16 protein-coding genes are annotated in these 13,285 nt (G+C 76.1%); 5 read left to right on the top strand and 11 right to left on the bottom strand.

Annotated elements, in window-relative coordinates; all coding sequences use genetic code 11:
• Positions 1 to 43: 43 nt before the first annotated feature.
• The 4 genes from ACGBYP_RS20305 to ACGBYP_RS20290 are packed head-to-tail and all read right to left on the bottom strand — an operon-like array spanning position 44 to position 3,651.
• Positions 44 to 1,021, bottom strand: a complete 978-nt coding sequence (locus tag ACGBYP_RS20305) for a glycine betaine ABC transporter substrate-binding protein (protein WP_411587080.1) — start codon at positions 1,019 to 1,021, stop codon at positions 44 to 46.
• Positions 1,021 to 1,836, bottom strand: coding sequence for an ABC transporter permease (locus ACGBYP_RS20300; RefSeq protein WP_411587078.1), 816 nt, complete (start codon positions 1,834 to 1,836; stop codon positions 1,021 to 1,023). Before ACGBYP_RS20300 ends, ACGBYP_RS20305 begins: the two co-directional genes overlap by 1 nt.
• On the bottom strand, positions 1,833 to 3,017 hold the full coding sequence (locus tag ACGBYP_RS20295) for an ABC transporter ATP-binding protein (RefSeq protein ID WP_411587077.1): 1,185 nt from the start codon (positions 3,015 to 3,017) through the stop codon (positions 1,833 to 1,835). Before ACGBYP_RS20295 ends, ACGBYP_RS20300 begins: the two co-directional genes overlap by 4 nt.
• Positions 3,010 to 3,651, bottom strand: a complete 642-nt coding sequence (locus ACGBYP_RS20290; protein WP_411587076.1) for an ABC transporter permease — start codon at positions 3,649 to 3,651, stop codon at positions 3,010 to 3,012. Before ACGBYP_RS20290 ends, ACGBYP_RS20295 begins: the two co-directional genes overlap by 8 nt.
• Before the next feature lie 376 nt (positions 3,652 to 4,027).
• On the opposite strand from ACGBYP_RS20290, the gene ACGBYP_RS20285 reads away from it, so the two are divergent.
• Both ACGBYP_RS20285 and ACGBYP_RS20280 read left to right on the top strand, forming a co-directional pair.
• Positions 4,028 to 4,441, top strand: coding sequence for an STAS domain-containing protein (locus ACGBYP_RS20285; RefSeq protein ID WP_411587074.1), 414 nt, complete (start codon positions 4,028 to 4,030; stop codon positions 4,439 to 4,441).
• Between the two features lie 97 nt (positions 4,442 to 4,538).
• Complete coding sequence (locus ACGBYP_RS20280) at positions 4,539 to 5,021, top strand: ATP-binding protein (RefSeq protein WP_411587071.1); 483 nt, start codon at positions 4,539 to 4,541, stop codon at positions 5,019 to 5,021.
• Here the strand turns inward: ACGBYP_RS20280 and ACGBYP_RS20275 are convergent.
• Both ACGBYP_RS20275 and ACGBYP_RS20270 read right to left on the bottom strand, forming a co-directional pair.
• Positions 5,018 to 5,431 carry an AAA family ATPase gene (locus ACGBYP_RS20275; protein ID WP_411587070.1) on the bottom strand — a complete coding sequence of 138 codons (414 nt, stop codon included), beginning with the start codon at positions 5,429 to 5,431 and terminating at the stop codon, positions 5,018 to 5,020. The genes ACGBYP_RS20280 and ACGBYP_RS20275 overlap by 4 nt on opposite strands.
• A gap of 81 nt (positions 5,432 to 5,512) precedes the next feature.
• Entirely contained in the window at positions 5,513 to 5,776 is a 264-nt protein-coding gene (locus ACGBYP_RS20270; RefSeq protein ID WP_411587067.1) for a hypothetical protein, read from the bottom strand.
• A 140-nt stretch (positions 5,777 to 5,916) separates the two neighbouring features.
• On the opposite strand from ACGBYP_RS20270, the gene ACGBYP_RS20265 reads away from it, so the two are divergent.
• Positions 5,917 to 6,264 (top strand): PRC-barrel domain-containing protein, encoded by a 348-nt coding sequence (locus ACGBYP_RS20265; protein ID WP_411587066.1) that lies wholly within the window; start codon positions 5,917 to 5,919, stop codon positions 6,262 to 6,264.
• Between the two features lie 52 nt (positions 6,265 to 6,316).
• Here the strand turns inward: ACGBYP_RS20265 and ACGBYP_RS20260 are convergent, their stop codons facing one another.
• From ACGBYP_RS20260 to ACGBYP_RS20250, 3 genes are all read right to left on the bottom strand, one after another.
• Positions 6,317 to 7,000, bottom strand: coding sequence for an NYN domain-containing protein (locus tag ACGBYP_RS20260; protein WP_411587065.1), 684 nt, complete (start codon positions 6,998 to 7,000; stop codon positions 6,317 to 6,319).
• A 187-nt stretch (positions 7,001 to 7,187) separates the two neighbouring features.
• Entirely contained in the window at positions 7,188 to 7,577 is a 390-nt protein-coding gene (locus ACGBYP_RS20255; RefSeq protein ID WP_411587064.1) for an SRPBCC family protein, read from the bottom strand.
• Positions 7,578 to 7,620: 43 nt separating this feature from the next.
• A complete protein-coding gene (locus ACGBYP_RS20250) occupies positions 7,621 to 8,904 on the bottom strand; it encodes a competence/damage-inducible protein A (RefSeq protein ID WP_411587062.1) in 1,284 nt (427 codons plus the stop codon).
• A 149-nt stretch (positions 8,905 to 9,053) separates the two neighbouring features.
• On the opposite strand from ACGBYP_RS20250, the gene ACGBYP_RS20245 reads away from it, so the two are divergent.
• Positions 9,054 to 9,893 (top strand): hypothetical protein, encoded by an 840-nt coding sequence (locus ACGBYP_RS20245; RefSeq protein ID WP_411587061.1) that lies wholly within the window; start codon positions 9,054 to 9,056, stop codon positions 9,891 to 9,893.
• Positions 9,890 to 10,222, top strand: a complete 333-nt coding sequence (locus tag ACGBYP_RS20240) for a hypothetical protein (protein WP_411587058.1) — start codon at positions 9,890 to 9,892, stop codon at positions 10,220 to 10,222. The genes ACGBYP_RS20245 and ACGBYP_RS20240 overlap by 4 nt, the downstream gene beginning before the upstream one ends.
• A 6-nt stretch (positions 10,223 to 10,228) precedes the next feature.
• On the opposite strand, the gene ACGBYP_RS20235 is transcribed toward ACGBYP_RS20240, so the two are convergent.
• Together ACGBYP_RS20235 and ACGBYP_RS20230 are read right to left on the bottom strand one after the other, a co-directional pair.
• A complete protein-coding gene (locus tag ACGBYP_RS20235) occupies positions 10,229 to 11,953 on the bottom strand; it encodes a protein kinase domain-containing protein (protein WP_411587056.1) in 1,725 nt (574 codons plus the stop codon).
• A gap of 159 nt (positions 11,954 to 12,112) precedes the next feature.
• Complete coding sequence (locus ACGBYP_RS20230) at positions 12,113 to 13,213, bottom strand: glycerate kinase (RefSeq protein WP_411587054.1); 1,101 nt, start codon at positions 13,211 to 13,213, stop codon at positions 12,113 to 12,115.
• Positions 13,214 to 13,285 lie beyond the last annotated feature (72 nt).

Here is a 13,285-nt window from a genome sequence, read left to right as displayed (position 1 = left end):
GGAGCACGCACGGTGAGCCAGGACGGCGACGAGCGAACTCCGCCTACGAGACGAGGCCGACGCTGCGCATCCAGTCGTAGGCGACGTCGGCCGGGTCCTCCCCGCCGACGTCGACCCGGCCGTTGAGCCCGATCATCACCTCGTCGTCGAGCAGCGGGGTGATCTCGGCGAAGACGTCGGCGATCTCGGGGTGCTCCTGGAGCGTCTCGGTGAGCACCACCGGCGCCATGTTGTACGCCGGGAAGTAGCCCTGGTCGTCCTCCAGCACGGTCAGGTCGAGGGACTCGAGCCGGCCGTCGGTGGTGAAGACCTCGCCGAAGTTGCAGTCACCGCGGTCGGTGGCGGTGTAGACCGCACCGGTGTCGAGGACGCGCACGTTCTCCCGCGGCACGCCCTGCGGGTCACCGAGCGGGATGCCGTAGGTCTCCAGCATCGGCTCGAAGCCGTCGCTGCGGGTGGCGAACTCCGACTCCACGCAGAACGTGCGCTGCTCCACCGGCAGGGCGGCCACGTCCGACAGCGACGCGACGCCGCCCAGGTCGCCGATCGCCTCGCTGCGGATGCCGAACGCGTAGGTGTTGTTGGCCTCCGCCGGCGGCAGCCAGCTGATGCCGTTGGCGGCGTCGGCGTCCCGCACCGCCTCGTACTGCTCCTGCTGGTCCGGGATCCCCTCGGGCTGGGCCAGGTAGTTCAGCCAGCCGGTGCCGGTGTACTCCCACTGCATGTCGATCTTGCCGCTCAGCTGACCGGCCCGGGACGGCGCGGCGCCCGGGATGCTGGTGCTGTCGGCGACCTCGAACCCGGCGACCTGCAGCGCGATGACGGCGATCTTGCCCAGGACTAGCTGCTCGGTGAAGTTCTTCGACCCCACGGTGATCGGTGCGCCGTCGACCCCGGCGATCGGCTGGATGGTGCCGGGCGAGGCCTGCGGGGTGAAGGTGCTGGCGCTCTGCAGACCGCAGCCGGTGAGCAGGGCGCCGACCAGCGGCAGGACGACGGCGTACGTGCGACGGGTGCGCATCACAGCCCCTTCGGTCGGGCGACGTGCTCGACCACGCGGCCGAGCCAGTCGACGGCCAGCGCCAGCAGCGCGACCAGCACCGCCCCGGAGACCAGCAGCGAGTTCAGGTTCAGCGTGATGCCGGTGTTGATCAGCACGCCCAGGCCGCCACCGTCGATGAAGGTGGCCAGCGTCGCGGTGCCCACGAGCAGCACCAGCGCGGTGCGCGCCCCGGCGAGCATGACCGGGACGGCGAGCGGCAGCTCCACCCGGAACAGCACGGCCGCGGCGCTCATCCCCATGCCCCGGCCGGCCTCGACCAGCCGGGGGTCGACCTGCTGGATGCCGACCATGGTGTTGCGCAGCACCGGCAGCGCGGCGTAGAGCACCAGGCCGATGACCGTCGTGCGGAAGCCGAACCCCAGCCACATCGCCAGCAGCACGAACAGCCCGATCGCCGGTGCGGCCTGGCCGGTGTTGGCCACGGCGAGCACCAGCGGGCTGAGCCGCCGGAACGGGCCGCGGGTCAGCGCGACCCCCAGCGGGATGGCGATGAGCAGCACGAGCACCGCCGCGACCACGGTGAGCCACAGGTGCTCGCGGATGCTGGTCCACAGCGCGGTGGTGTTGAGCTGACGGGCCTCGGTCTCGCTCAGCGTCGCGGTGGCCCGCCAGACGACGAAGGCGACGACTCCGAGCAGGACCAGCACGGGCTGGACCAGCAGCGCCCGCCAGCCGCCGCGGGCCTTCTGCGGGGCGGCGGCGTCACGGGCGTCGGCAGCGGCGCCGGCCCCCGCGGTGTCCACGCCGGGCCGGCCGGTGGTCGCCGCGGTCATCCGGCGACAGCCGCGCGGGCCTGCCGGATGGCGGCCATGACGCTCTCGATGGTGAGGACACCGGCCAGGCTGTCGCGGTTGCCCATCACGACCACACCGGCCTGGCTGGCGGCCAGCATGGTGTCCAGCGCGTCGTTGAGGGTCGAGCGCAGCCCGACGACCGGCAGCCGCGCGTCGACGGTGGCCGGCACGGACGTCGTCCGGCCGAGCTCGGCGAGCGTGGGCCAGCTGACCGGCCGGCCGCGCTGGTCCAGGACGACGACGAAGTCTTGCCCGGCCGCGCGGGCTGCGGCGACCGCAGCCGCCGAGTCGTCCCCCACGGTCGCGGTGGTGACCTGGGCCAGCTCGACGTCCTCGACGCGGGCCAGGGTGAGCTGCTTGAGCGTGGCCCCGGCGCCCACGAAGTCGGCCACGTACTGCTCGGCCGGGTCGGCGAGGATCCCCTCGGGGGTGCCGGCCTGGACCACCCGGGCACCGACGTCGAAGACCACGATCTGGTCGCCGAGCTTCACGGCCTCGTCGAAGTCGTGGGTGACGCAGACGATCGTCTTGCCCAGCTCGTCCTGGATGCGCAGCATCTCGTCCTGCAGGCGCTGGCGGGTGATCGGGTCGACGGCGCCGAACGGCTCGTCCATCAGCAGCACCGGCGGGTCGGCGGCCAGCCCGCGGGCCACCCCGACGCGCTGCTGCTGCCCACCGGAGAGCTCCCGCGGGTAGCGGTCCCGGTAGGTCGCCGGGTCCAGCCCCACGAGGTCGAGCAGCTCCTCGACGCGGCCGGCGACCCGCTTCTTGTCCCAGCCGAGCATCTTCGGCACCAGCGCGACGTTGGCGCCGACGGTCATGTGCGGGAAGAGGCCGCCGGCCTGGATGACGTAGCCGATCCGGCGGCGCAGCTTGTCCGGGTCCTGCCCGGTGACGTCCTCGTCGCCGAGGTAGATCTTGCCGCTGGTGGGCTCGATGAGCCGGTTGATCATCTTCAGCAGCGTGGTCTTCCCGCAGCCGGAGGGGCCGACGAACATCGTCGTCTTCCCGGCGGGGAGCTCCAGCGTCACGCTGTCGACCGCCGGCTTGCCCTGGCCGGGGTACCGCTTGGTGACCCCCTCGAGCCGGATCGGCAGGCCGCTGGCCTTGCGTCCGGTGGCGACGGCGGTGGCGCCGGCCGGCGCCGTGGTCTCAGACACGGATCCCCCTGGGGGTGGTGAGGCGACCGGCCAGCACGAGCAGCAGGTCGAGGACGAGCGCCAGGAGGACGACGGCGATCGTCCCGGTGAGCGCGGAGTTGACGGCGTTGGCGCCGCCGAGCCGGGAGAGCCCGGTGAAGATGAAGCCACCCAGCCCGGGACCGAGCACGTAGGCCGCGATCGCGGCGATGCCCATGACCATCTGGGTGGAGGTGCGGACGCCGGCGAGCACGACCGGCCAGGCGAGCGGCAGCTCGACGCGCAGCAGGGTCGCCAGCCGGCTCATGCCCATGCCGCGGGCGGACTCGACGAGCGAGGGGTCGACGCCGGCCAGGCCGACGACGGCGTTGCGGAGCACCGGCAGCGCCGCGTAGAAGGTCACCGCGATCACCGCCGGGGTGATGCCGAAGCCGAAGGGCGCCAGCAGGATGCCGAGCAGGGCGAAGGCCGGGATGGTCAGCCCGACCGCGGACACCCCGTTGGCCAGCGCGGTCGCCCGCGGGCTGCGGTAGACCGCCGCAGCGACCAGCAGCGCGATGACGGTGCCGAGCAGCACGCACTGCACCACCAGGCTCAGGTGCTGCAGTGCCTGCAGGGCGATCTGGCCCCGCCGGTCGAGCACGTAGTCCCACATCCGGGGTGGCTCCTCCTCCGCCCGGCCGGGGCCGGGACGCTCGTGTCGCCACGGTGGGCGTCCGGCGGCCGTCCGGCTGCGCGGGGTCGACGCGACGCGGCGCGCCGCACGCGGGAGGCCGGCTCCTGCGCCAGGACGACGGCCCTGGGCTCGGTGCTCGTCATCCGGGTGTGTCACGGTGTCACAGCTGACCGCTGACCGCGAACCTGGGGACGGAACGCAACCAGGGCGGAACTCGACGTGATCGCCCCCGGCAGGCGTGGCGCCACCCCATCGGGGTAGCGGAGCAGGACGGGCCTCCCGCTCCCCCGGCCCCGGAGCAGAGGATCAGCCGGGACGCGACGTCCCGGACGGACGAGGAGGAACCATCAAGACCGTGCGGCCGCCAGCAGACCCGGCGCCCTTCGACGTGGCGCTGGCCGAAGGCCCCGAGGCGGGTCAGGTCGTCGCGCACGTGCGCGGGGAGCTGGACGCGGCCGGCAACCCGCTGCTGCAGGCGACCCTTCTCAAGGCCCTCCGCACGGCCGACCGGGTGCTCACCATCGACCTGTCCGGGGTCACCTTCTTCGGCTCGGCCGGCGTCACCGCCCTGGTCTGGGTCAGCCAGCACTCCGAGGCGGCCGGCAAGCACGTGCGGGTGGTGGCCACCAGCCGCATCGTCACCGGGCCGCTGGAGCTGACCGGCCTGCTCGAGCGGCTGGACGTGCAGGGCATGCCCGAGACCCCCGACGGGCCCGCTGCCACCTCTCCGGAGGACGCCGACGGGAGCCCGGCCGCACCGCCCCGCTGAGCGACACGCCTCCCCCGGCGACCCCCTGTGCTGCAGGAGCGGTCGGCGTCGGCCACGATGGGTGCTCGCAGACACCGATCCGCGGGAGGACCGAAGAGTGAGTGCACTGGTCTGGCCCTCCGCACCCGTCCCCTCCGAGGAGGGTGACATCTGGCGGTGGGAGCTCCCCACGGTGCACGACGCCTCCCGCGTGCGGATGGACCTGCGGGCACGCCTGGCCCACCCCTCGCTGGCCGCGCGCTCGACCGAGGACGCCCGCGAGGGCCTGCTGCTGACGTTCGAGGAGCTGAGCTCCAATGCGCTGCGCCACGGCGGCGGGTCGGTGGAGGCGGTCATCCACGCGCTGCCCACCGGCTGGCTGATCGTGCTGACCGACGGCAACCCCGACGCCCCGCCGCAGCCCGCCGTCGACCGCGACCCCGCCTACGGTGGCATGGGCCTGCCGATGGTCGCCCAGCTGTCGGTCGACTACGGCTGGACCCGCGAGCCCGGCCGCAAGCACGTCTGGGCGATGCTCCCCTCGGGGATGGCGACGGCCGCGGTCCCGCGTCCCCGCTCGTCCTCCGGCCCGGCGGTCTAGGAGCCCGGCCCGTCCCGGACGACGGTCACCGCGACGAAGCCCTCGGCCGTCGTCGGGGGGACCAGTCGGCCCGCGGCGCTGTGCAGGCCGACCAGCGGCACGCGGGCGGAGCCGGTGCGGACGTCGTTGCGCGCGCGGCAGGTCGCCAGCGGGACGTCGAGGAACACCGCCCGCGCGGGCACCCCGGCCGCGGCGGCCAGCGCGACCAGCGGGGCGCGCTCGGCGACCGACGGGGAGGTGTTGTCCACGACCACGCTGCGCCCCTCGGCGAGCAGCTCTGCGACCACCCGCTGCTGCCGCGCCTCCCGGTGCCGGGCGCGGGGCCAGTGGTCCTTGCTGACCACGACGTGGGTGCCGGCCAGGTGCCCGGCCACCCACGTCGACTTCCCCGACCCCTGCAGCCCGACCATCACCACGAGCTCCTGCGCTCGCCCCGCGTGCAGGGACCCGCCGCGAGCCGAGCGAGTGGCGGGGGGCACGAGGGGCGTCGCTCAGGCCGTCGCGCGGAGCCGGGTCACGGGCGCGTCGTCCTCGGCGGCCGGACGTGGCGCGGGGTGCTCGACCAGCGCCAGCACCCGGCCGGACATGAACCGCGCGGTGCGCACCGGCGTGCCCCGGCGGGTCACCTCGGCGACCTCCACGATCCCGCGGCCGTGCGTGGTCTCCACCCGGCGGCCCGCCCGGGTCGCCTCGATGTCGTACGTGCGGACGCTGCCGCCCGCGTCGACGACGACCTCCACCCGATCACCCTTCACGGCGTCCTCCTCGTCGCTCGATCACACCAGGTGGAACACCCCCCGGGGGTACCGGATTCCCAGGTCAGGGGCGCGTGAGGGTTGATCACCTCGCCGAGCGGGCACACGGGAGCAGTTGCCCGCCGATCGAAGGAGAACCTGTGTTCCCGGCCGAGAACATCCGTGACTGGCGCACCCTCAACGTCGTCGACCCCGACGGCAGCAAGATCGGGACCCTGGAGTCGGTCTACGTCGACACGACCACCGACCAGCCGTTCTTCGCCGCCGTCGTCACCGGCTTCATCGGCCGGCACAAGCTCACCTTCGTGCCGCTGACCGACGCCACGGTCGCCCCCGGCCACATCCGGGTCACGGTCAGCAAGGACCTCGCGAAGAACGCCCCGTCGATCGACACCGACGGCGAGCTGCCCGCGGAGTCCGAGCCCGAGGTCTTCAGCTACTACGGCTTCGCCTACACGCCCGGAGTCCGGCGGCTCGCCCGCCGCTGACGCCGGGGGACGTCCTCCGGCCCCCAGCGGGGCCGGGGGACCGCACGGCCGTTCAGCCCCTGCGGGCCGTGAAGGCGCTGGCGGCGTCGCGCAGGCTCTTGGTCGGCTTGAGCCAGGCACCGTCGACGGGCAGGGCGTCGAGCCGGACGCGGTCCAGCGGCGCGGCGAACGCGCCGGGGACGTCCTCGATGTCGATGAACCGGAGCAGCTCCGAGCTGATCGCATAGCCGGCGACCTCGCTGAAGGCGACGACGACGACCTCGGTGCCCGAGCGGGCGAGGTCCTCCAGCGGCTCGGCGAAGTTGCGGCCGTCGCCGGAGAAGACGACGAGCCGGCGCAGCTGGTGGCTGTGCGCCCGGACGCTGATGTGGTCGAGCATCGACTGGTCGATGTCGTCGTCGGGCTGGAGCTTGGGCCGGGCGAAGACGCCGTACCCGAAGCTGCGCAGCGCCTCGACCCAGCGCTGCAGCGAGGCGGCGTGCTGCGGCGGCACGTTGGCGAAGACCGCCGCCTCCACCTCCGTCTGCGGCTCGGAGGCGCCCTCGACGAACCAGGCGGCGATCGCGTCGAAGCGCGGCCGGGACGCCGCGGTGGGGCGCGCACCGATGACGTTGGCCAGCGTCATGTCGATGTTGGGCGCGTCCCAGACCAGCAGGTCCAGCGGACGACGGCCGCCGTCGGCGGGCAGCTCGTACCCGTCGGCCGGTCCGGTCTCTTCGACGAGGCTCTCGGTCACCCGCCCAGTGTGCCGGTCCTCGACCTCCGCACGGACCGGTGGGCGGGTCGGCGCCACCGGCGTGCCCGCGGGAGCCGTGGCCCGGCGGCGGGTGCGGGGGGTCACCGCTGCTCCGCGGACCGGGACTGTGCGCTCACAGGGCGCACGGTACGAGGCCGCCCTCCCGCTGCTGCGGCCGACACCGCGATCAGGCGCGGACCAGCCCGTGCAGGGCCAGCAGCGCCGCCGGTGAGTAGCCGAGCACCAGCGGCAGCGGACCACGCAGCCGCAGACCCGTCGTCGTCCCGCCGTCCGGGCCGGGGGTGACCCAGTGCAGCAGGGTGAGCCGGGCCGGGCCCACCTGCACCGTCCACCGCCAGCGGCGGGTGGCCGCGTCGACCTCGTCGACGAGGAAGGGCACCGAGATGCCCCCGGGTCCGCGCACCCGGCCGGTGACGCCCTGCGCGATCTGCACGGCCTCGGTGTCCGCGCCGGTGATGTACGGCGACCAGCTCGACCAGCGGGCCGGGTGCAGATAGCGGCTCCACGCCTCCGCGGGGTCGACGGGGCCGGTGGCGTGCAGGGTCAGCGTGGTCACCCCCGGCCCATGCCCCGGCCGTTCCACGTGGAACCGTGCGGGCTCAGGCCGGCGGGCCGCCCAGCAGCAGCTCGCGCAGCAGGTGCACCGCCAGGGTCGTCGTCCGTTCCCGGACGGCGTCCCGCCCACCGCGGAGGACGACGGACCGGGTGCGGACGTCGTCGGGCGTCACCACCGCCAGGTGCACGGTGCCCACCGGCTTGTCCGGCGTCCCACCGCCCGGGCCGGCGATGCCGGTGACGCCGATGCCGACGTCGGCGCCGAACCGGTGGCGCGCGCCCTCGGCCATCGCCCGGGCGACCTCGGGGCCCACCGCGCCGTGAGCGGCGATCAGCTCGGCCGGCACGTCGAGCAGCTGCTCCTTGGCGCTGTTCGCGTAGGCCGACACCCCACCGAGCAGCCACGCCGAGGCGCCGGCCGGGGCGGTGAGCCGGGCGGTGAGCAGGCCGGCGGTGCACGAGTCGCCCACCGCCACCCGCAGACCGGCGTCGACCAGGGCGGTGGTCACCACCTCGTCGAGCGTCGGCCCGTCGCTGAACAGCGTCGCCCCGAAGTCGGTCTCGACCGCCTGCCGGAGCCGCGCGTAGGCCGGGGCGGCATCGGGGGCGTAGCGGGTGACGATCTCGAGCTCGCCGTCGCGCAGGCAGGTGGTGACCTCCAGGCCGGCGAGCTGGTCGTCGACCCGGCGCAGGGTGGCGGCCAGCTCGGACTCCAGCGTGCCCCACAGCCGCAGTGTCGACTGGCGCAGCTCGGTGGCGCCGGCCAGCGCGCGGCGCACCAGGTCGGTGGCGACGGCGGCCGGCCACATGGCCTGCAGCTCCGAGGGCGGGCCGGGCAGCACCAGCACCGGCGGGCCGCTGCGCCCCTCGGCGACCGGGACGACGAGCCCGGGCGCGGTCCCGACGGGTTCGACGACGGTCGCACCGGCCGGCACCCGCGCCTGCTTCGCCGTCCCGGCCGCGGTGGCGACGGGGTCGACCCGCCAGCCGCGGCGGGCGATGAGCCGGGCGACGACGTCGGCGATCCGCTGCTCGAGCGCGGGGTCGACCGCCGAGGGGCGGCCCTGGGAGTCGCCCACCACCTCGGCGGTCAGGTCGTCGGCGGTGGGCCCCAGGCCGCCGCTGGTGATCACCAGGTCGACACCGCTGCCGGCCAGGAAGCCCAGCGCCGCGGTCAGGTCGCCGGGCCGGTCGCCGACCACCACGACCGCGGTCACGTCGACGCCGAGCACCCGCAGCGCCTCGGCCAGCCACGGGCCGTTGCGGTCGGCCACCCGGCCGGTGAGCACCTCGGTACCGGTCACCACGATGCCTGCGCGCGCTGTCACGTCCCGACCCTAGGCGCGCGGGCCCCGACCGGCGCGGGACGACGGTCGCCCCCAGGGGCCGCGGTTACGGTGGCTCCCGCCCTGTCCAGCTCTCCGCACCGGTGGGGACCGGGGCCGCCGGTGCGTCCGGCGCCCACCGAGGAGGACCGATGAGCCAGCCGCACCCGCCGATCCCCGAGCCGCAGCCGCACACCGACGGCACCGGCAGCACGGCCGCGTCCGCCACCGACCTGTCCGCGGCCCCGCCGCCGGCCGAGGGCCCGCGCACCCAGTCGATCCTGGTGCCGCCGAGCCAGCGCTCCGAGCAGACCGTCGAGCCGGAGCCCGTGGTCGTGCCGCCGCCGGCCGAGCCCTTCCGCACCGCCCAGTTCCCCCCGGTCCGCGACGAGCCGGCCGGGTACGACGCCCACCCGGTCGTCGACCCCGTGGTGGCCGGCGTCCCGGCGCCGGTGCCCGGGCCCTCGACGGCGCCCGTGTCCACGCCCGACCCCCACCCGCACACCTCCCCGGTGTCCGCGCCGGCCCAGCCGTCCGGCGACCACCGCGGTGCCGACCCGGCCCAGCCCGCAGCCGCCCAGCCGGGCGCCGCGCACCGGGCCGGCGCGCAACTGGCCGGTGTCCGGCGCGCGGTCGGCGGCCGGGCCGTGCTGGCCGGCCTGGGCCTGGGCGCCCTGGCGGTCGTCCTGCTGCAGGTCGGGCTGGTGCTCGAGGACGGGACCCGGTCGCTGTGGGAGGTCGTGCCGACCTGGTCGGCCTTCGCGACGGTCGCGGTCCTGGTGGCGCTGGCCCCGCTGGTGGTCAAGCTGCTGGGCCGCGGCCTGCCCGCGCGCACCGCCTGGCGGGTGGGCGCCGGTGGCGTCGCGGCGCTGGGCGTGTTCTGGGTGCTCGTCGGGCTCCCGCTGGTGGCCAGCGACCGCGGGTTCTGGCTGACCGCGGCGCTCGGTGCCGCCGCGGGCGCGCTGTGGCTGGCACCGGGGCGCAGCGAGTGACCCCGGGGCGGGGCTGGCTCGCGGCCGGGGCCGTCCTGGTCGCCGCGTCGCTGGGCCTGCCGTGGTCCGGTCCGCTGTCCGGCGCCGAGGTCCCGGCGCGGGTCGCGGTCGTGGCCGCCGTCCTGCTGGCCGTGGCCGGGCTGCGCACCGGACGGGACCGGTTGCTGACCGCCGCGCTGGGCGCGGTGGCCGTCGGCCTGCTGCTGGGCGGGCCGGAGGCCGCGCCGGGGCGGGTGCTGCTCGCCGCGGCCGGCGTCTGCCTGGTGCTGGGGAGCCGGGCGGCCGGGCGGCGCGTGCTGCCGGCCGCCCGGACGGACCGCCGGGGCTGATCGGGGTCAGCCCTGGGCGCTGACCTCGCCCTTGTCCTTCTCCTTGCCCTGCTCCTTGCCCTGCTCCTTGCCCTTGTCCTTCTCGCCACCCCCGTCGCCGCCCCCGCCGCCGGTGGTCGGCGCGGGGGAGGTCGGGCTGGTCGTCGGCTCGGTCTCGTCCCCGCCGCCCGGGCTCGACGGCGGCGTGCTGCCCCCGGTGGGCTGGGTCTGCTCGGCCGGTGTGGTCGGCGCCGTCGTCGTCGGGTCGGCGGGCGGGGTGATCTGCTCGGCCGGAGCGCTGGTGGTCGGGGTGGGTGCGGGCGCGGAGGTGCTGGGGGCCGTCGTCGACGGCGCGGGCGCGGGCGCCGAGGTGGTGGGGGCGGCGTCCGTGGTGTCGGCCGGACGCTGCACCACCTGCTCGGTGGCCCGGCGCGGCGCAGCGGACGTCGGCGCCGGGGCCTCCGGCGCGACGGCGTGGCTGACGACGACGGTCGTGCCGTCGGCCAGCAGGGCGACGTCGACCACCGTGCCGGGTACGGCGGTGTCGGTGGTCACCTCCTCGAGCTGGACGAGCAGACCGAGGCTCTCCAGCTGGGCCTGCACCGCGGCGACGGGGCGGCCGACGTAGTCGGCGGCCCGGACCTCGACCGGCTCGGGGGCGTCGGTGGCCGGTCCGGCCGCGCCGAGGTCGACCGCGGCGGCCGTGGCGGTGGTGTCGGCGCCGGGCGCGACGGTCTGCAGCACGGCGGTGGCGACCCCGGCGCCGACCAGCAGCGCCAGGACGGGGACCAGCATCCGGGCCACCCGGCTCCCGCCGGCGGGCGCGGCTGCGGCGGCGCGGGCGGCGGAGGCGCCGGAGTAGGCCGCTGCGTCGGGCAGCAGCCAGAAGCTCTGGGTGTCGGTGCGCTGCACCGGCGGGAGCTGCCGGCCGGCGAGGACCTCGTCGACCGCGGCGACCACGGCGGCGCCGTCGGGGTAGCGCTGCGCCGGGTCCTTGACGATGGCCCGCTCGACGAGGGTGCGGATACCGGCCGGGACGTCCTCGGGCAGCGGCTCGGGCTGGTCGCGCAGGTGCCGCAGGGCGATGGTGACGGAGTTGTCGCCGTCGAAGGCCCGCCGCCCGGTGAGGCACTCGTAGCCGACCATGCCCAGGGAGTAGACGTCGCTGGCGGCGGTGGCGTGCGCGCCGGCGGCCTGCTCCGGGGAGAGGTAGGAGGCGGTGCCGACGACCTGACCGGTCTTGGTGAGCGGGACGCTGCCCGCCGACCAGGCGATGCCGAAGTCGGTGATCTTGACGACGCCGTCCTGGCGGACCAGCACGTTGCCCGGCTTGACGTCGCGGTGCACCACGCCGGCCGCGTGGGCGGCGGCGAGCGCGGCGGCGGTCTGCCGCAGGACGTCGACCGTGCGGTCGGCGCTGAGCTTCCCGACCCGGGCCAGCTGCACCGACAGCGACTCGCCCTCGACCAGCTCCATCACCAGGTAGGCGAGGTGCTCGTCGGAGGTGTCGCCGACCGGCTCCTCGCCGTAGTCGTAGACGGCGGCGATGTTGGGGTGGCTGAGCGCGGCGGCGTGCTGGGCCTCGGCGCGGAACCGGGCGAGGAAGACCTCGTCGCCGGTGAACTCGCTGCGCAGGACCTTGACCGCGACGGGACGGCCGAGCAGCTGGTCCTCAGCGCTCCAGACCTGCCCCATGCCCCCGGCGGCGAGCAGCGTGCGCAGCTCGTAGCGGTTCCCGAGGACCTTCCTCATGGGCTCCGTCACGTGCGCCGTCCCCTCGTCCCCGCCTCGTCGTCCGGTGCGAACTCCAGCCGGCCGGCGCTGGCGGGCCGGACGCACCGGGTGGAGGGATGCCCCCGCGCGGGCGGTCGTACACATGCCGACGGACCCATGATCGCAGGTCGGCCAACGTCAGCGGGTGACGGACTGTTCCCGCGCCAACTGTCCACCTGCGGCGGCGAGCCAGCGGGCCGGGTCGGCCATCGCCGCGGCGACGGACCCGGCCAGGTCGGTGAGCGACAGCGCCCGCACCCCCGGCGGCGCGTCGGCCCCGATCCGGCCCGCGACGACGGCCACCGGCACCCCGGCCGCACCGGCCCGGGCGACGAGGTGGCCGACGACCTTGCCGCGCAACGACTGGGCGTCGAACTGCCCCTCGCCGGTCACCACCAGGTCCGCCGTCCGCAGGGCGGCGTCCAGGCCGGCGGCCTCGGCCACCGCCCGCGCGCCGCTCACCGAGCCCGCGCCCCAGCAGGTCGCGAACCCGTAGGCGGTCCCGCCGGCCGCACCGGCGCCCGCCGCCTCCCGGTCCCCGCCGAGGACGTCGGCCAGCCGGGCGAGCGCGGCGTCGAGCTCGGTCACCTGCTCCGGCGAGGCGCCCTTCTGCGGGCCGAACTGGCCGGCGGCGCCGAGCGGCCCGAGCAGCGGGGCGGTCACGTCGACCAGGCACTGCACCCCACCGGACGGCGGCGGCACCAGGCCGGCGAGGTCGACCCGGGCCAGCCGGGCCAGCGCGGCACCCCCGGGCGGCAGCTCGGCGCCGTCCGCGTCGAGGAACCGTGCGCCCAGCGCCGCGAGGGCGCCCGTGCCGCCGTCGGTGGTGCACGAGCCGCCCAGGGTGAGCAGCACCCGGTGCACGGCCGGGTCGGCGACGACGGCGGCCAGCAGCTCCCCCAGCCCGCGGGTGGTGGCGCCGAGCGGGTCCGGCTCGGTCAGCAGCGGGAGGCCCGCAGCCCGGGCCATCTCGACGACCGCCGTCCCGTCGGGGAGCAGCAGCCACGCGGCGTCCACCGGGCGGCCGTCGGGGCCGGTCACCGGCTCGGTGCGCCAGGCGCTGGGCGGGACGTCGTGGCCGAGCGCCTCCAGGGTGCCCTCGCCGCCGTCGGCCAGCGGGAGGGTGCGCAGCTCGTCGTCCGGGTGCACGCGGCGCCAGCCCACGGCCAGGGCGTCGGCCGCCTCGGCGGCGCCCAGCGTGCCCTTGAGGGAGTCCGGCGCGAACACCACGCGGGTCATGCGGGCAGCCTCGCCGGTCGGGCACCGGTGGGGCAAGCCGGTGGCGGGTTCCCGGTCGCGGCGACGGGGTAG

This window comes from Modestobacter sp. SSW1-42, assembly GCF_046635825.1.
Taxonomy (GTDB): Bacteria; Actinomycetota; Actinomycetes; order Mycobacteriales; family Geodermatophilaceae; genus Modestobacter.
The sequence above is the reverse complement of the archived record's forward strand: the minus strand, read 5'-3'. Positions and strand labels throughout refer to the sequence as shown.